Source organism: Phocaeicola coprocola DSM 17136 (assembly GCF_000154845.1).
Taxonomy (GTDB): Bacteria; Bacteroidota; Bacteroidia; order Bacteroidales; family Bacteroidaceae; genus Phocaeicola; species Phocaeicola coprocola.
Genome location: NZ_DS981457.1, coordinates 140,313 through 155,442 on the forward strand (window position 1 = coordinate 140,313; position 15,130 = coordinate 155,442).

Genomic DNA, 15,130 nt, shown 5'->3' on the forward strand with positions numbered 1-15,130 from the left:
TTGATTATAATGACTCTATTACACGCTGTCCGAACTCTTTCGTAGCCAAAGCTTTTCCGTCGGGCATGAAACGAGCCAGATCGACCGTTGCCTCTCCTGCTCCGAACAATTGTTCCAATGCATTTGTGATGAGTAAAGCAGCCTCTTTCCATCCCAGATACTCCAGCATCATGACAGACGACAGCAATAACGAACAAGGATTAACTACATTCTTTCCGGCAATATCAGGAGCCGTACCGTGCGTTGCCTCAAAAATAGCATGTCCTGTCAGGTAATTGATATTGGCCCCCGGAGCGATTCCGATACCTCCTACCATAGCGGCCAGCTGGTCGGAAACATAATCTCCGTTCAGATTCAGCGTTGCAATAACCGAATATTCTTCCGGGATAAGCAAGGTATTCTGCAAGAAGGCATCAGCAATACAGTCCTTAATAATAACTTTTCCTGTATTCATAGCCTCAGCCAGTGCAGCCTTTGCCGATTCTTCACCCAGATCCTTCTTCAACTGGTTATACTGGTTCATCGTAAATATACGGCCGGCAAACTCTGTTTCTGCCACTTCATACCCCCAACGCTTGAATCCTCCTTCGGTAAATTTCATAATATTTCCCTTGTGTACCAGTGTAACCGAAGGCAATTTGTGCTGCAATGCGTACAAGATAGCTGCACGCACCAGACGTTTCGTGCCTTCTACTGATACAGGCTTTACTCCGAACGAAGAAGTTTCGGGGAAACGTACTTTCTTTACACCCATCTCATCACGCAGAAAAGCATAAAACTTCTGTGCTTCGGAAGTACCCTGCTCCCATTCGATACCGGCATAAATATCTTCTGTATTTTCTCGGAAGATGTGCATATCCACTTTTTGAGGTTCTTTAACCGGAGAAACTACTCCACGGAACCAGCGTACCGGACGCAGGCAAACATACAAATCGAGTGTCTGACGCAAAGCAACATTCAGCGAACGAATACCTCCTCCTACCGGTGTAGTAAGAGGGCCCTTAATACCTATCAAATACTCACGGAAGGCATCCATAGTAACTTCAGGCAACCATTCTCCGGTCTGCTCGAAGGCTTTCCCTCCTGCCAGTACTTCTTTCCATTCGATGGAACGTTTTCCACTATAAGCCAATTTTACAGCTTCGTTTACTATTTGCTGACATACGGGAGTTATCTCTGCTCCCACTCCGTCACCTTCTATAAAAGGGACAGTTACACAGTCGGGTACAACCAGCCGACCATCTTGCATATATACCTTACTCATAATCTTTTTATTGTTTTCTGAATGTATTCAGGGCACACCCTGCCTTAAACCAACCTATCTGCATTTCATTGTATGTATGTGATGCCAGGAACATATCTTCTGTTCCGTTTTCATGTTTTACGATTACCTGTAAGGGTTTCCCCGGAACAAAGCTATCCAGCCCTACAATTGAGATGCAATCGTGTTCCTGTATCTTGTCGTAATCATCTTTATTCATAAAGGTAAGCGCCAGCATACCTTGTTTTTTCAAATTCGTTTCGTGAATACGGGCAAAGCTCTTAGCAAGAATCACACGTACATTCAGGAATCGAGGTTCCATGGCCGCATGTTCACGGCTCGAACCTTCTCCGTAGTTTTCCTCTGCCACTACAATAGAAGGAATACCTTTTGCCTTATATTGCTTTGCCACAGCCGATACAGCCTCATAATCACCAGTCAGTCTGTTCCATACACTATTGGTCTTGCCATTGAATGCGTTTACAGCCCCCATCAGCATATTATCGGAAATATTTTCCAAGTGTCCACGGAAACGGAGCCACGGTCCTGCCATCGAAATATGATCAGTAGTACATTTACCCTGTGTCTTGATCAACAACGGCATATCTATCAGATCCTTTCCATCCCATGCTGCAAAAGGAGCCAGTTTCTGTAAACGTTTAGAATCGGGAGCGATAGAAACTTCCAGATTCTTTCCGTCAGCAGCCGGAGCTACATATCCGTTGTCGTCTACCGTAAATCCTTTATCCGGCAAGGTTTCTCCTACCGGAGCATCGAGCTTGACCTGCTCACCTCTTTCATTTGTCAATGTATCAGTCAGCGGATTGAAACATAAATCTCCTGCAATAGCCAGCGCCATAGCTAACTCAGGCGAAGCGACAAAAGCATGCGTATTGGGATTGCCGTCGGCACGCTTGGCAAAATTACGGTTAAACGAAGTCACGATAGAATTGGCACGCTGCGGATCGTCAGCTACACGCTTCCACTGTCCGATGCACGGACCACAAGCGTTTGTCATAATCACTCCTCCTACCGCTTCAAAATCGGCTATCATTCCATCACGCTTTGTCGTACAGTAAACCTGCTCCGAACCTGGATTTATAATTAACTGGGCAGTCATTTTCAACCCTTTTGCCTTCACCTGACGGGCCAATGAAGCCGCACGAGTCAAGTCTTGATACGAAGAGTTTGTACACGAACCAATCAACCCCACTTCCATCCGTTGCGGATAACCGTTTGTCCGCACCTTTTCTGCAAATTCCGATATCGGACATGCTGCATCGGGTGTAAACGGACCATTGATATATGGCTCCAATGTAGACAAATCTATATCAATAACTTTATCATAATATACTTCCGGATTAGCCTCTACCTCTGCGTCAGCTTTCAGATACAAAGCATTGCCCGAAGCCATTGCAGCCACCTCCTTACGTCCCGTAGCACACAGATATTTCTCCATTTCCGCATCATAAGGGAATATGGAAGTTGTAGCTCCTACTTCAGCGCCCATATTACAAATGGTCGCTTTACCGGTAGCAGACAGTGAAGCCGTTCCTTCTCCAAAATATTCGATAATGGCATTGGTAGCTCCTTTTACAGTAAGCATACCCGCCAGCTTTAATATTACATCTTTGGGCGAGGCCCAGCCATTAAGCTTACCTTTCAGACGCACACCGATAATTTTAGGCATTTTCAGTTCCCATTCCATTCCGGTCATTACATCTACCGCATCAGCTCCTCCTACTCCGATGGCAACCATTCCTAAACCGCCGGCATTGGGAGTATGAGAATCTGTTCCTACAATCATTCCGCCCGGGAACGCATAGTTCTCTAATACAACCTGATGAATGATACCAGCTCCCGGTTTCCAAAAACCGATGTTATATTTAGAGGCAACACTCTTCAGAAAGTCATATACCTCCTTATTTGTCTCTTCAGCTACAGGTAAGTCTTCTTTAAATCCCCGATATGCCTGTATCAAATGGTCACAGTGTACCGTAGCCGGAACAGCAGCACTTTCTTTCCCTGAATTCATAAATTGCAGCAACGCCATCTGAGCCGTAGCATCTTGCATAGCTACTCTGTCAGGACGGAAATTTACATAATCCTCACCACGGCGAAAAGAAGCAACTGTATCTGCATTATATAAGTGTGCATATAATATTTTTTCTGCCAATGTCATGGCTTTACCTAATTTCATTCGCGCTGCATCCACATGTACTGCATACGATGCATAAAAGCGTTTCAGCATCTCAATATCGTAAACCATTCTGTTTTCCTTTCTTTTTTACCTTTTAAATAATGTCACAAACATATAGAAAATATTTTCAACAATCAATAAAAATTAAATAAATTAATTCATTTTGAAAGAAAATATCGCAATATTGCATAATTATAACACAAAGAAAGATTCTATTCTTTACAAAGTTCTTTATTTCTTCATTCAATTTACAGAAAAGAAAACAGGAGGTTTCATAAGATTATAAAAACGGAAACAACCTTACATCGACAGTTCTGAAAAAATAAAATCAACGAACATATATACTTCATAGATTATCACTATCTTTGCCTGTAAATCATTAAGAACATCATATGAGCAAACTGAAAAAAGCATGGGAATATATCCGTCAGCATAAATACCTTATTACAATACTTGTCTTTTTGCTGATAATCGGTGTATTAGATGAAGAAAACAGTCTGATACAGCGCTTCTCACACTGGCGTGAAATCCAGACATTAAATACGGAAATAGAGCATTACCGTAAACAATATGAAAGGGACAGTCGCGAACTAAAAGAACTGACTTCAAATCCGGAGGAACTGGAAAAAGTTGCACGCGAAAAGTACTTGATGAAGAAAGAGAATGAAGATATTTATATTTTTGAAGAAGATTTGAAAAAGATCAAGGATGAGTAAATACTATTCTGCTATAGCTACTGTAGGGGCAGTAGCACTACTGTTGGGAGCTGCACTGCAAATCACCCAACTGGCATGGGCTCCATACTTATATCTGATAGGAGCCATTATGTTTGCCTATGTACAAGTAATGAGCGGTTACGAAGGGAAAAACATCATTATCCGCCGCCTGCGCCGCCAGCAAATAATCGGAGCAACTTTACTGGTTGTTGCCGGAGTAATGATGATTCTCTGGAAACGAAATGAATGGGTAGTATGTCTGACTATTGCTGCCGTACTGGAAATGTACACCGTATTCCGTATTCCTCAGGAAGAGGAAAAAGAAAAGAACAAATAATCCGGTTCAAGAGCATATACACAAAACAGAGTAAGTTTTTGATAGCACAGTAACCGGTTACTATTAAAATATAAAAGCCATATCAAACTCAGTATCGAGTAATGATATGGCTTTATTTTATCACCGTGATTTTATAAACATGAATCAACGGACAATGGTCAGTTCATCAATCAAATGCTTGGCTCCCGCATATTTATCGATGACAAACAACACATATCGAATGTCAACACAAGCAGCACGCTGCAACTGCGGATTGTAAGCAATATCTCCTGTCAGTCCTTCATAGTTACGGTCGAAACCTACTCCAATCAATTCACCTTTTGAGTTGAACACCGGAGAGCCAGAGTTACCACCCGTATTGTCAGTCGCTGTAACAAAACATACCGGCATACGTCCATCAGCCATAGCATATGGTCCGAAATCTTTCTTCTCGTACAACTCTTTCAGCTTAGGAGATACCACAAATTCAGGATTTTCCGGATCTTCTTTTTCCATTACTCCCTTCAATGTAGTATAGTACAGATATTCTTTGCCATCGGCTGGTTCATACGAACCAATCTTACCATAAGTCAATCGCAAAGTAGAGTTGGCATCCGGATAAATAGCCTTTCCTTCCTTTTGCTTCAAGGCAAGCATACCTGCCACCCATGTCTTATGTGCACGGTTGTAAGCATTGGTTTCTGCCTTCATAGCCTCATCCGTAGCCTTATACCCTTCTTTTACAGATTTAGCATATTGCACCATCAGATCTTTCTTCAGTTTGTCAGCGCTCGGATTCTGCAAGAACGCAGCCAAAGCTTTAGAACTTCTAAAGATAGAACGATCGAAGCAAGCATCAACAAAAGCATCTGTACTGCCAGCAAACTGTCCGTCTATTACTTTAAAAATACTGATACGTTGTCCGGCAGGAATCAGTTGCGCATATAAAGCAAGCAATTGTTTAGACACCTTACGGTCGACTACCGTACTGTAATCCTTGTTAAAGAATTTCCTTCCCTGTTCCTGCAAAGCAGTAATGGCAGCCTTGATACCCTTCTTGTCATTCTTTTCCAAAGCTTCCAACAGCTTATCAGTATCAGGTATTTTAGAAAACTCTGTACCCAGCATCAAAGCTTCATAAATGGCCTGCTGATGATATACAGCGTCATGGCGTTTTGCAACAATCTGCTTGATACTTTCATAAGCCTGACGATAAGATTCATTTCCTGTTTCGTCGCCAAAAGCCAGAAGACGTTTCTGCTCATCTTTCTTACGATCGAGTACCTTGAGCGATACAAGTCCTTCGTTCATACCGATGGCATTCTTCCAGTAATTGGCAGAAGAAGCATACTTGGCTGCATACTGGATGCGTGTCTTGGCATCTTTTGCCATTTCCTCACCCAGCACACGCAGACGAACTCCGCGCACGGTATCACGCATAAAGTTGGTAGTCTGCATACGTTCCTCCACTTCATCACTGATCATGTAACGCCAGTTACGTCCGGGGAATCCCATTACAAAAGTAAAATCACCTTCCTTAATGCCATTCATATTGATAGCAAGGTGCTTCTTGACTTTCAAAGGAACATTGTCTGCCGCATAATTGGCTGGTTTACCATCTTTCGATGCATAAATACGGAAGATAGAAAAGTCACCACAATGACGCGGCCACATCCAGTTATCCGTATCAGCTCCAAACTTTCCGATAGAAGAAGGAGGAGCACCTACCATACGAATATCCTTATATACTGTCTTTACAAACAGATAATATTTATTAGCTCCGTAGAACGGTTTCAGTTCGAGAACAGCAAAATCGTCTGTCTTTATATTCTCTTTCTTGGCAAAACGTTTAGCCACAGTCGACAAGTATGAAGGAGAAAGATAATTCAATCCTTCAGGATCCTCATCCTTTTTTAACTGCTCCTGTACATAGTCAGTCACATCGAGGATGCGGTCGATAAACGTAATGGTCAGTCCTTCACAGGGAAGTTCCTGTTCACGGCTCATCGCCCAAAAACCATCCGTCAGATAATCGTGTTCCACAGCACTGTGCTGCTGAATATACTGATATCCGCAGTGATGATTGGTAAGCACCAGTCCCTCTGCAGAGATTACTTCGCCGGTACATCCTCCCCCAAAGTGTACAACAGCATCCTTCAGACTGATGCTGTCGGGACAATATACCTTATCTATACTGATATCCAAACCCAAATCCTGCATCACGGCAGCGTTCTGCTTCTTCAGGTCTGTCAGCATCCACATGCCCTCGTCGGCATATCCGGCGAGAGAGCATGCGGCAAGCATAGAAAATAATATGGTTTTCTTCATTATTCTACGATAGTCATTTCGTCAATCAGGTTCTTGCAACCACCCAATTTTTCAACGATGAATAATACATAGCGAATATCTACAGCAATACAACGCTGGAGATTGTTGTCGAAATTAATATCACCCGAAAGTGATTCCCAGTTACCGTCGAATGCAGCACCAATCAGTTCACCATTACCATTCAACACCGGAGAACCAGAGTTACCACCGGTAATATCGTTGGTAGTAAGGAAACAAGTCGGCATTTCACCGTTAGGCAATGCATAGCGACCGAAGTTCTTTGTAGCATACAACTCTTTCAGCTTAGCAGGAACGACAAATTCCGGATTGCTCGGATCTTCTTTTTCCATTACACCCTTCAGCGTAGTGTAATATTTATAATGGATACCATCCTTCGGATCGTAAGATTTTACGTTACCGTAAGTCAGACGGATAGTAAAGTTTGCATCCGGAGCTTTCGGAGTTGGAGCATACATTTCACACAAGCCACGTACATATGTCTTATGCAACAAATCGATATTGCCGCTTACTGCATCATACTTTTCATTCAGTTTCTTCGACAATTCATTTTTGCTAGAAGAATATTGTACTGCAAGGTCGTTTTCGATAGCTTTAACGGTAGGGTTGCTGATGAAAGCATTGAAGTTTTTATCGTTAGAGAAAATGCTATTGTCATACAAAGCATCAATGTAAGCATCATAATTGCCTTTATACTTTGTCTGGATAGTCTGATAGAATGCAGGCAAAGCATCAGCTGGTACACTCTCTGCATACAGCGGAATCAAGACTTTAGCTACCTTACGGTCTACTTCATGATCATAATCCTTGTTGTGTACATCGGCATATGCTTCTTTCAGGCTGCTGATAGCTTTTTCAATATCTTTCTTTTTGTTCTTCTGCAAAGCAGTTTTCAAATCGTTGAACAAAACGTATGTAGCGCCAAACTCGATACCGCTTCTGAAAGTTTCACTGAAGTAAATCATCTGCTTGGTAATCGGAGTAGCCTTCTGAACATACTCGTCAATCTGGCTTACAACCTTAGCATAGTCGGCATTGTTCTGTTCTTTTGCAAACTGCGCAAACTTAGCTTCCTGTTCAGCCTTTGCTTCCAATACTTTATTGTCGACGATAGCCTTGTTCATACCGATAGAGTTTTTCCAGTAGTTGCTGGAAGAAGCGAACTTACTTGCATACTGGATACGTACCTTATCGCTGGCAGCCATTTCCTTACGCAATACGTTCTGACGTGCTTCACGAACTTCAATACGAGGAGTGTTTATTCCTTCCATACGCATTTTCACTTCACTTTCAGTCAGGTAACGGCTGGTGCTTCCCGGGAATCCCATAATCATAGCATAGTCGCCTTCCTGCAAACCTTTCAGCGAAATAGCAAGATGCTTCTTCACTTTCAAAGGTACATTGTCGGCACTATATTCAGCCGGGTTACCATCTTTATCGGCATAGATACGAAACATAGAGAAGTCACCTGTATGACGCGGCCACATCCAGTTGTCTGTTTCTCCACCGAATTTACCGATTGATGAAGGAGGAGCAGCTACCATACGCACATCGCTGTATGTCTTGATGAAGAACAGATAAAATCTGTTTCCTTCATAGAACGGAAGAGCTTCGGTAGAAATACCCGGTTTGTCCTTCAAATCACTATTCTTCAGTTCATCAGCAGCAAGCTTATCCAGATATTCTGCACCAAAAGAATTGATTTCAGTCACTTTTCCGTCTTTGATATCCTGGTTCACCTTGTCGGTTACATCTACAATTCGTTCTACAAACTTAAATGTCAACCCCGGAGTTGGAAGTTCTTCTGAACGGCTTTTTGCCCAAAATCCGTCAGTCAGGTAATCGTGTTCAACAGAACTATGCTGCTGGATAGCATCGTAACCACAGTGGTGATTAGTAAGAATCAGTCCGTCTGGAGAAATAATTTCACCGGTACATCCTCGTCCGAATATACCAACAGCATCTTTTAGTGTTACGCTGTTCGGATTGTAAATATCGGCAATATCCATTTTCAAACCTTGTGCTTTCATACGGTCGGCAAGGTTCTGCTCCTTCATCAGCTGAAGAAGCCACATTCCTTCGTCGGCTTTCACCGGTGAAAAGGCAGCACAAATCAGTGCCAATGCTAATACTTTAAGTTTTTTCATTGTTATGATATTTAAAAATAATAATTGATATTTTTTCGTTGTCAGCAAATAGCCAGCAAAGATAGCGAAAAATACGTTTTGAGTAGCTTAATTCAGTAATAATCCTCTATTTAGTTTAATTTTTGATAATTTATTTTCACGTCATTTCTAAACGTTATACCTTTGCCGCAGAAATTTCTAAAGGCTTATTGCATGTACAGATTTTACTTTTTTCTCTTTTGTGCCATTATTTGCGCTTCGTGCGGAAAGAAATATAAAATAGAAGGTATTTCTTCTGTATCGAAACTGGATGGAAAAATGCTTTTCATAAAAGTGCCGTCCGGAGATAAGTTGGTAAATATAGACTCGGCTGAAGTGGTACACGGGATATTCAAGATGAAAGGAAAAGTCGACTCTACCGTAATTGCTTCTTTGTATATGGACGACGACTGCATCATGCCGGTTGTCATAGAGGAAGGAAATATCAGTATCAATATCGACAAAGCAGGTTTTTCTGTAAAAGGAACTCCGTTGAACGACAGTTTCAATGAGTTTATCATAAAGAAAACTTCGCTGGAAGATCGTGCGTATGAAGTGGAAAGAATGGAAAGCCGTATGATTATGGACGGCAAAGATCCTAAATTTATCCAAGAAGAGATGGAAAAACAGCGCACCGCATTAGGAAACGACATGGACGACCTTGCCAAGACATTTATCCAAGAAAATTACAACAATGTATTGGGAACAGGAGTCTTTCTGATGCTATGCAACGGATTTCCTTATCCGGTATTGACTCCGATTATGGAGGAAATAATAAACGATGCTCCCGATTCTTTTAAAAACAATCCGATGATAAAGGAATATGTATCGGTTGCACGCAGCAACATGGACAAGCTGCAAGCCGTACAATAAAACTCTTTTTCCTTTAGAAGTTCGCCATCTCAGAGAATCAAATAAAAAAAGAAGGTATAATTTTACGGAAAACATCAGCATGTTTTCCGTTTTTTTGTACAAATTTCACCCAACATTTCACGTTGTTTTTTCGCAGATATTAAATCACTCTGTTTCAAGCAATAACAAAGTTTACCCCTTTCATCTGACGCTATCATTCAACAACAAGAATGATCTTTTGTTTAAGCGAAAATGAAAGGGGTAAACTTTTTATTACTGATCGGGATTCTCCATCTTGCCTTTATATTTCTGAGGTAAATCTTTTTCGATAGCCTTATACGATTCAGCCATCAACATTTGCAGATTCTCTTCTCCCTTTTTTCCTAACGGATAAATAGGTTCGTGTATCGTCAGAGTCATCGGATGCCAATGCAAAAGCTTACCTGTGCGGGGAAGAATATCAAACGATCCGTCTATGGTAAGTGGAATAACAGGAAGTTGCAACTGGTCGGCAAGCAGAAAAGCTCCCTTCTTAAAGTTTGCCATATGTCCTGTAAACGTACGTGCTCCCTCGGGGAATACAACCAATGAAGTTCCTCCCTGCAATACTTTTTCCGCACTCTTTATTGTTTCGTATACCTTACGAGGACTAGATTTGTCGACAAAAATAAAGCCGGCAGATTCGCACGCCTTACCAACGAACGGAAGTTTACGAAGGCTTTTCTTCATCATCCATTTGAAGTTACGCCCCAAAAATCCATAAACCAAAAAGATATCGAATGAACCTTGATGATTGGCAACGAATACATAGGATGTTTTCTTATCCAGGTGTTCATGCCCCTTGACTTTTACCGGAAGCAAAAACAAAAAACATGTAAGCTGTGACCACAATTTGCCCGGATAATATCCCCAGAAATGTCCGTTACCCAACCAACATCCCAACATGGTAGTCAAAGCAGTAAGTATAGTTGCCACCAGAAAAATCGGCACCCCGATACAGATTTGATAAATAATGTATAAGAATCTCATTGCTTGTTATAGTTTAGGAATTATTATTTTCTTCGTAAAGTAATGACTGTAATCTCTGGCCATGCTCCCAGCCTCATCGGAAAGAGTACATAACCTAGCCCGATATTGACATAAAGTCCCCGCTGACCTTCCAGATACAGACCTTTATGCTCGGGATAAATAAACTGTGAAAATGAAAAGCCGAATAAGTTGATCTGCATATCGTGAGTATGTCCGGCAAGCATCAGTTGAATATCGGTATCCGGAAGAACGCTTCTTCTCCAGTGAGTTGGATCATGACTCAGCAAAACCCTGAACATACTTTCCGTGCCTTTCTGTGCCCGAGGTAAATCCCCACAATCGGGAAAAGGAGGTTTACCACTGTTCTCTACTCCTATTAAAGCGATAGAATCATTTCCACGATGCAGTATCTGATGGTCATTCATAAGCATCTTCCAGCCCATCTGTTCCTGTCTTGCCAGAAGCGTATCAATATTAGCAAGACGGTCTGCTTCACTGTCCCACTGCACATACGTAGCATAATCGTGGTTTCCCAATACAGAAAATACCCCATCCTTTGCACGAAGTTTTGACAGAACAGGCATAAACTCCTTAATCTCATCGGCCCGACTATTTACCAGATCACCCGTAAACACGGCCAGATCAGGGTGCTGTGCGTTACAGATTTCAACAGCCCGACGGAGTGCTTCAGCATTACCTTTCCAGCTTCCGGCATGTATGTCGGACAATTGAAGAATACGATATCCGTCAAAAGACTCAGGTAAATCGGGTGAAGAAAAGACAACTTGCTTAACCTGGAAATATTCCTTTCCTTTAATTGCTCCGAAAAGCAGATAAGCAAGCGTGACAATTGCTACAACAGACGATACGGTTTTCCCAAACAACGGTATACGAAGAAACTTACGCAACACCTTCATCAGGATATCACATAATACAAAAACCAGTTTGGGAACAGCAGCGCACAATGTAACAATAAGATAAATGCCAAAAGCATCGTGTAACGAATCATGTGCTACGATGAAAACAAGCAATACCATCAGCAACAAAACTGTGGGCAGCCAATATAATCTTTTTTGCCATTTATGCTGGATATACTTTATATATACCTTATATATATACCAGTCGGGCAACAGTAACAACACGATAAAAAACAACGAAACTCTCAGCAATATCATAATCCTATTATTGTTGCAGGTTAGCTACTAAGTATTTTCTGATTTCACTTACCTCACATCCTCGTCGGGCAGCATAATCGGCAAGCTGTTCTTCGTCTATCTTCCCCACAGAAAAATAACGAGATGCAGGATGGGCAAACATCAACCCACATACTGAAGCATGAGGCTGCATCATACCGTTTTCAGTGAGTTTGATACCGATACGCTTCATATCGAGCAGCTCATCCAATAAAAAACTGACCGATATATCAGGAAGAGACGGATATCCTACAGCAGGACGTATACCTTGATAATCCTCATTGAGCAATTGTTTCATGGTGAGATGTTCATCCTTGGCATACCCCCATACGCTTTTCCGGATAGTTTCATGCACCTTTTCGGCCGCAGCTTCTGCCAGACGCTCGCCCAAGGTTTTGACAAGCATCAATTTATAATCATCGCCCTCGAACGGTTGTTCCATATTCTCGTCGATGGTTGTAGCAAAAGCTCCTACTGTATCTGGTATCCCCGATGACAACGGACGCACGAAATCGCTCAAGCATAAAAACGGATCGTCCGGACGAACTCGCGTCTGCTGCCTCAATAGCGGAAAGCGAGTTCCTTCCAACAGCAGGTTATCACCATCCGAATTGGCATTCATGAGCCGGTAAATGGCATATACCTTATATTTTCCGTCCACACTGTTCAGCATACGGTTTGCCTCCTTATGAAGCTGCATAGCCCCGGCAGCTTTAGCCCTATCTTCCACGGGAAAAGAGGCAAGCCAGCTCGCTCTGCAAGCATCGCACCCATGAATATCTGCAATAGCCGCAAAACGAGGCTGAAATCCCCATGCATGAAAAAAATAAATCCAGTTAATATACTCTGTCAAATCGTGTATATCGTAAACTACTGTCGTAATGTCTGTCTGCATTTCTTATCGGTTAAAAGCAAGCGGCTCTCCCCGGTGAAGAGTATCCACCTTGCCGTCGCTGTAAACTAATGTTCCGTTTACAAATGTCTTTTCTACTTTCGCATGGAAGCGTCTTCCTTCCATCGGACTCCATCCACACTTGCTCAAAACACAATCTGACGTTACTTCCCATTCGCTATCCGGGTTAACCAGAACCAGGTCAGCTTTATATCCCGGACGGATATATCCACGCTTTTCTATTTGGAATAACTCAGCAGGAGCATGACACATCTTCTGTACCAGCTGCTCTACGGTCAAAACGCCTTCATGTACAAGTTCCATAATGCTGACCAGAGAGAATTGCAGGCTCGGCATACCAGATACAGCCTTCAAAGCTCCTCCCTCTTTTTCTTTCAACAAATGAGGAGCATGGTCTGTACCAATGACATCAATGCGATTTGTTGTCAGAGCCCGGCGCAACATATCACGGTCGTTCTTTGTTTTAATACTTGGATTGCATTTAATGCGTGCTCCTAACGTTTTGTAGTCTTCATCGCAGAACATCAGATGTGAAACACATGCTTCCGAAGTTATCTTCTTTTCAGATATCGGTTTATCTTCGAAAAGTTCCAGCTCGCGTGCTGTACTGACATGGAGAATATGCAAGCGTGCTCCTGTTTCTTTAGCCAGCTGTACAGCCAACGAAGACGAACGCCAGCAAGCCTCTTCGCTTCGTATGCGAGGATGGAAGAGAATATCCACATCTTCTTCACCATACTTTGATTTTACAAGTTCCGTGTTCCATCGAATTATAGTCTGGTCTTCACAGTGAGCAGCAATCAGTATACCTGCTTCCGAAAAGATTTTCCGCAAGGATTCAATACGGTCAACAAGCATATTCCCTGTACTGGCTCCCATAAACAGTTTTACACCGCACACATGTTTCTTGTCCAGCTGCTGCAACAACTCCGTATTGTTATTGGTTGCTCCGAAATAAAACGAATAGTTTACGATACACTTGTTTGCAGCATCGGCAAACTTGTTTTCCAGAGCTTCCAGAGTTGTTGTCTGCGGATTACAGTTAGGCATATCCATAAACGAAGTTACTCCTCCTGCTGCCGCAGCCGCAGTTTCACTTGCCATGTCAGCCTTATGCGTCAATCCCGGATCACGAAAATGTACATGATCATCTATAACTCCAGGGATGAGGTAACAACCGCGGGCGTCGATTTCGGCATCGCAAGGTACAGAAGGGCGAACTTCTCCTTGTAGCACTTCACAGATAGTATCATCTTCAACGACAACAGAACCGGCAAATTTTAATCCTTCGTTTACAATCGTTGCGTTATAAATCCATGTACGTTTCATATTTACTTATTTTTTAGATAACTTTTAAACCAACTGTCCCATTTCAACCGTATCACTCCGAACACGGCCTCACCAAAAATACTGCTATTCATCTTAGAAGTTCCCAGTTCACGGTTGACGAAAATAACCGGAACTTCCACTACTTTAAAGCCACACTTATAAGCAGTAAACTTCATTTCTATCTGAAAAGCATATCCCTTAAACCGAATATTGTCTAAAGGTATCGTTTCTAAAACCCTACGTTTATAACACTTGAATCCTGCTGTTGTATCATGCACAGGAATACCTGTTATAAACCGTACATATTTCGATGCGAAATATGACATCAATACACGTCCCATAGGCCAGTTCACCACATTTACACCACTTATATATCGTGAACCGATAGCAACATCAGCTCCTTCATCGTGGCAAGCCTTATACAAACGAGGCAAATCATTCGGATTATGGCTGAAGTCAGCGTCCATCTCGAATATATAATCGTATTGATGTTGAATAGCCCATTTGAAACCTGCAATATACGCTGTGCCCAAGCCTAATTTTCCTTTTCTTTCTATCATGAAAAGGCGTTCTGGGAATTCAGCCTGCAATTTCCGTACAATATCAGCAGTACCATCGGGAGAATTATCTTCAACAATCAGAATATGAAAACATTTCTCTAAACCGAAAACTGCACGGATGATATTTTCGATATTTTCTTTTTCGTTATAAGTAGGGATAATAACGATACTGTCACTTGTCTGCATAACTTACTTTATTTTGTGACAAAGATAAATATATTTCAGGTCAAGCCCATGAGAAAACCGAGAT

Annotated in this window: 12 protein-coding genes; 3 read left to right on the top strand and 9 right to left on the bottom strand. The window is 42.1% G+C overall.

The genetic code is table 11. The features are described from left to right. Nucleotides 1-4: 4 nt before the first annotated feature. The gene (icd, locus tag BACCOP_RS04620) at nt 5-1,264 is read right to left on the bottom strand and encodes an NADP-dependent isocitrate dehydrogenase (RefSeq protein ID WP_007566838.1); all 1,260 of its coding nucleotides are present in this window, start codon (nt 1,262-1,264) and stop codon (nt 5-7) included. A 7-nt stretch (nt 1,265-1,271) separates the two neighbouring features. After that, the gene (locus BACCOP_RS04625; RefSeq protein ID WP_007566840.1) at nt 1,272-3,530 is read right to left on the bottom strand and encodes an aconitate hydratase; all 2,259 of its coding nucleotides are present in this window, start codon (nt 3,528-3,530) and stop codon (nt 1,272-1,274) included. A gap of 323 nt (nt 3,531-3,853) precedes the next feature. Here BACCOP_RS04625 and BACCOP_RS04630 point away from each other — a divergent pair, with 323 nt between their 5' ends. After that, complete coding sequence (locus tag BACCOP_RS04630; RefSeq protein ID WP_007566844.1) at nt 3,854-4,177, top strand: FtsB family cell division protein; 324 nt, start codon at nt 3,854-3,856, stop codon at nt 4,175-4,177. After that, nucleotides 4,170-4,514: a hypothetical protein gene (locus BACCOP_RS04635; protein ID WP_007566846.1), complete on the top strand. Its 345-nt coding sequence runs from the start codon at nt 4,170-4,172 to the stop codon at nt 4,512-4,514. Before BACCOP_RS04630 ends, BACCOP_RS04635 begins: the two co-directional genes overlap by 8 nt. Before the next feature lie 144 nt (nt 4,515-4,658). Here BACCOP_RS04635 and BACCOP_RS04640 read toward each other — a convergent pair whose 3' ends face one another. Both BACCOP_RS04640 and BACCOP_RS04645 read right to left on the bottom strand, forming a co-directional pair. Further along, nucleotides 4,659-6,821, bottom strand: a complete 2,163-nt coding sequence (locus BACCOP_RS04640; RefSeq protein WP_007566849.1) for a S46 family peptidase — start codon at nt 6,819-6,821, stop codon at nt 4,659-4,661. Beyond that, complete coding sequence (locus tag BACCOP_RS04645) at nt 6,821-8,986, bottom strand: S46 family peptidase (RefSeq protein WP_007566851.1); 2,166 nt, start codon at nt 8,984-8,986, stop codon at nt 6,821-6,823. The genes BACCOP_RS04640 and BACCOP_RS04645 overlap by 1 nt, the downstream gene beginning before the upstream one ends. A 192-nt stretch (nt 8,987-9,178) precedes the next feature. Here BACCOP_RS04645 and BACCOP_RS04650 point away from each other — a divergent pair, with 192 nt between their 5' ends. Then, entirely contained in the window at nt 9,179-9,877 is a 699-nt protein-coding gene (locus tag BACCOP_RS04650) for a DUF4369 domain-containing protein (protein WP_007566853.1), read from the top strand. Nucleotides 9,878-10,129: 252 nt separating this feature from the next. Here the strand turns inward: BACCOP_RS04650 and BACCOP_RS04655 are convergent, their stop codons facing one another. From BACCOP_RS04655 to BACCOP_RS04675, 5 genes are read right to left on the bottom strand one after another with little or no spacing between them, the layout of a single operon-like run. Continuing rightward, nucleotides 10,130-10,885: a lysophospholipid acyltransferase family protein gene (locus BACCOP_RS04655; RefSeq protein WP_007566857.1), complete on the bottom strand. Its 756-nt coding sequence runs from the start codon at nt 10,883-10,885 to the stop codon at nt 10,130-10,132. A gap of 23 nt (nt 10,886-10,908) precedes the next feature. Next, nucleotides 10,909-12,060: a metallophosphoesterase gene (locus tag BACCOP_RS04660; protein WP_007566859.1), complete on the bottom strand. Its 1,152-nt coding sequence runs from the start codon at nt 12,058-12,060 to the stop codon at nt 10,909-10,911. A gap of 7 nt (nt 12,061-12,067) precedes the next feature. After that, nucleotides 12,068-12,973 (bottom strand): vitamin B12 dependent-methionine synthase activation domain-containing protein, encoded by a 906-nt coding sequence (locus BACCOP_RS04665; RefSeq protein ID WP_007566862.1) that lies wholly within the window; start codon nt 12,971-12,973, stop codon nt 12,068-12,070. Nucleotides 12,974-12,976: 3 nt separating this feature from the next. Beyond that, complete coding sequence (locus BACCOP_RS04670) at nt 12,977-14,320, bottom strand: dihydroorotase (protein WP_007566865.1); 1,344 nt, start codon at nt 14,318-14,320, stop codon at nt 12,977-12,979. Between the two features lie 2 nt (nt 14,321-14,322). Continuing rightward, nucleotides 14,323-15,066: a polyprenol monophosphomannose synthase gene (locus BACCOP_RS04675; RefSeq protein WP_007566867.1), complete on the bottom strand. Its 744-nt coding sequence runs from the start codon at nt 15,064-15,066 to the stop codon at nt 14,323-14,325. Between the last annotated feature and the right edge of the window lie 64 nt (nt 15,067-15,130).

Excerpts from the sequence above, each read along its gene's own strand:
- BACCOP_RS04625 (WP_007566840.1), bottom strand. The coding sequence starts at position 3,530 with ATGGTTTACGATATTGAGATGCTGAAACGCTTTTATGCATCGTATGCA.
- BACCOP_RS04645 (WP_007566851.1), bottom strand. The coding sequence starts at position 8,986 with ATGAAAAAACTTAAAGTATTAGCATTGGCACTGATTTGTGCTGCCTTT.
- BACCOP_RS04655 (WP_007566857.1), bottom strand. The coding sequence starts at position 10,885 with ATGAGATTCTTATACATTATTTATCAAATCTGTATCGGGGTGCCGATT.
- BACCOP_RS04630 (WP_007566844.1), top strand. The coding sequence starts at position 3,854 with ATGAGCAAACTGAAAAAAGCATGGGAATATATCCGTCAGCATAAATAC.
- BACCOP_RS04650 (WP_007566853.1), top strand. The coding sequence starts at position 9,179 with ATGTACAGATTTTACTTTTTTCTCTTTTGTGCCATTATTTGCGCTTCG.
- BACCOP_RS04675 (WP_007566867.1), bottom strand. The coding sequence starts at position 15,066 with ATGCAGACAAGTGACAGTATCGTTATTATCCCTACTTATAACGAAAAA.
- BACCOP_RS04635 (WP_007566846.1), top strand. The coding sequence starts at position 4,170 with ATGAGTAAATACTATTCTGCTATAGCTACTGTAGGGGCAGTAGCACTA.
- BACCOP_RS04660 (WP_007566859.1), bottom strand. The coding sequence starts at position 12,060 with ATGATATTGCTGAGAGTTTCGTTGTTTTTTATCGTGTTGTTACTGTTG.
- BACCOP_RS04670 (WP_007566865.1), bottom strand. The coding sequence starts at position 14,320 with ATGAAACGTACATGGATTTATAACGCAACGATTGTAAACGAAGGATTA.
- BACCOP_RS04640 (WP_007566849.1), bottom strand. The coding sequence starts at position 6,821 with ATGAAGAAAACCATATTATTTTCTATGCTTGCCGCATGCTCTCTCGCC.
- BACCOP_RS04665 (WP_007566862.1), bottom strand. The coding sequence starts at position 12,973 with ATGCAGACAGACATTACGACAGTAGTTTACGATATACACGATTTGACA.
- icd (WP_007566838.1), bottom strand. The coding sequence starts at position 1,264 with ATGAGTAAGGTATATATGCAAGATGGTCGGCTGGTTGTACCCGACTGT.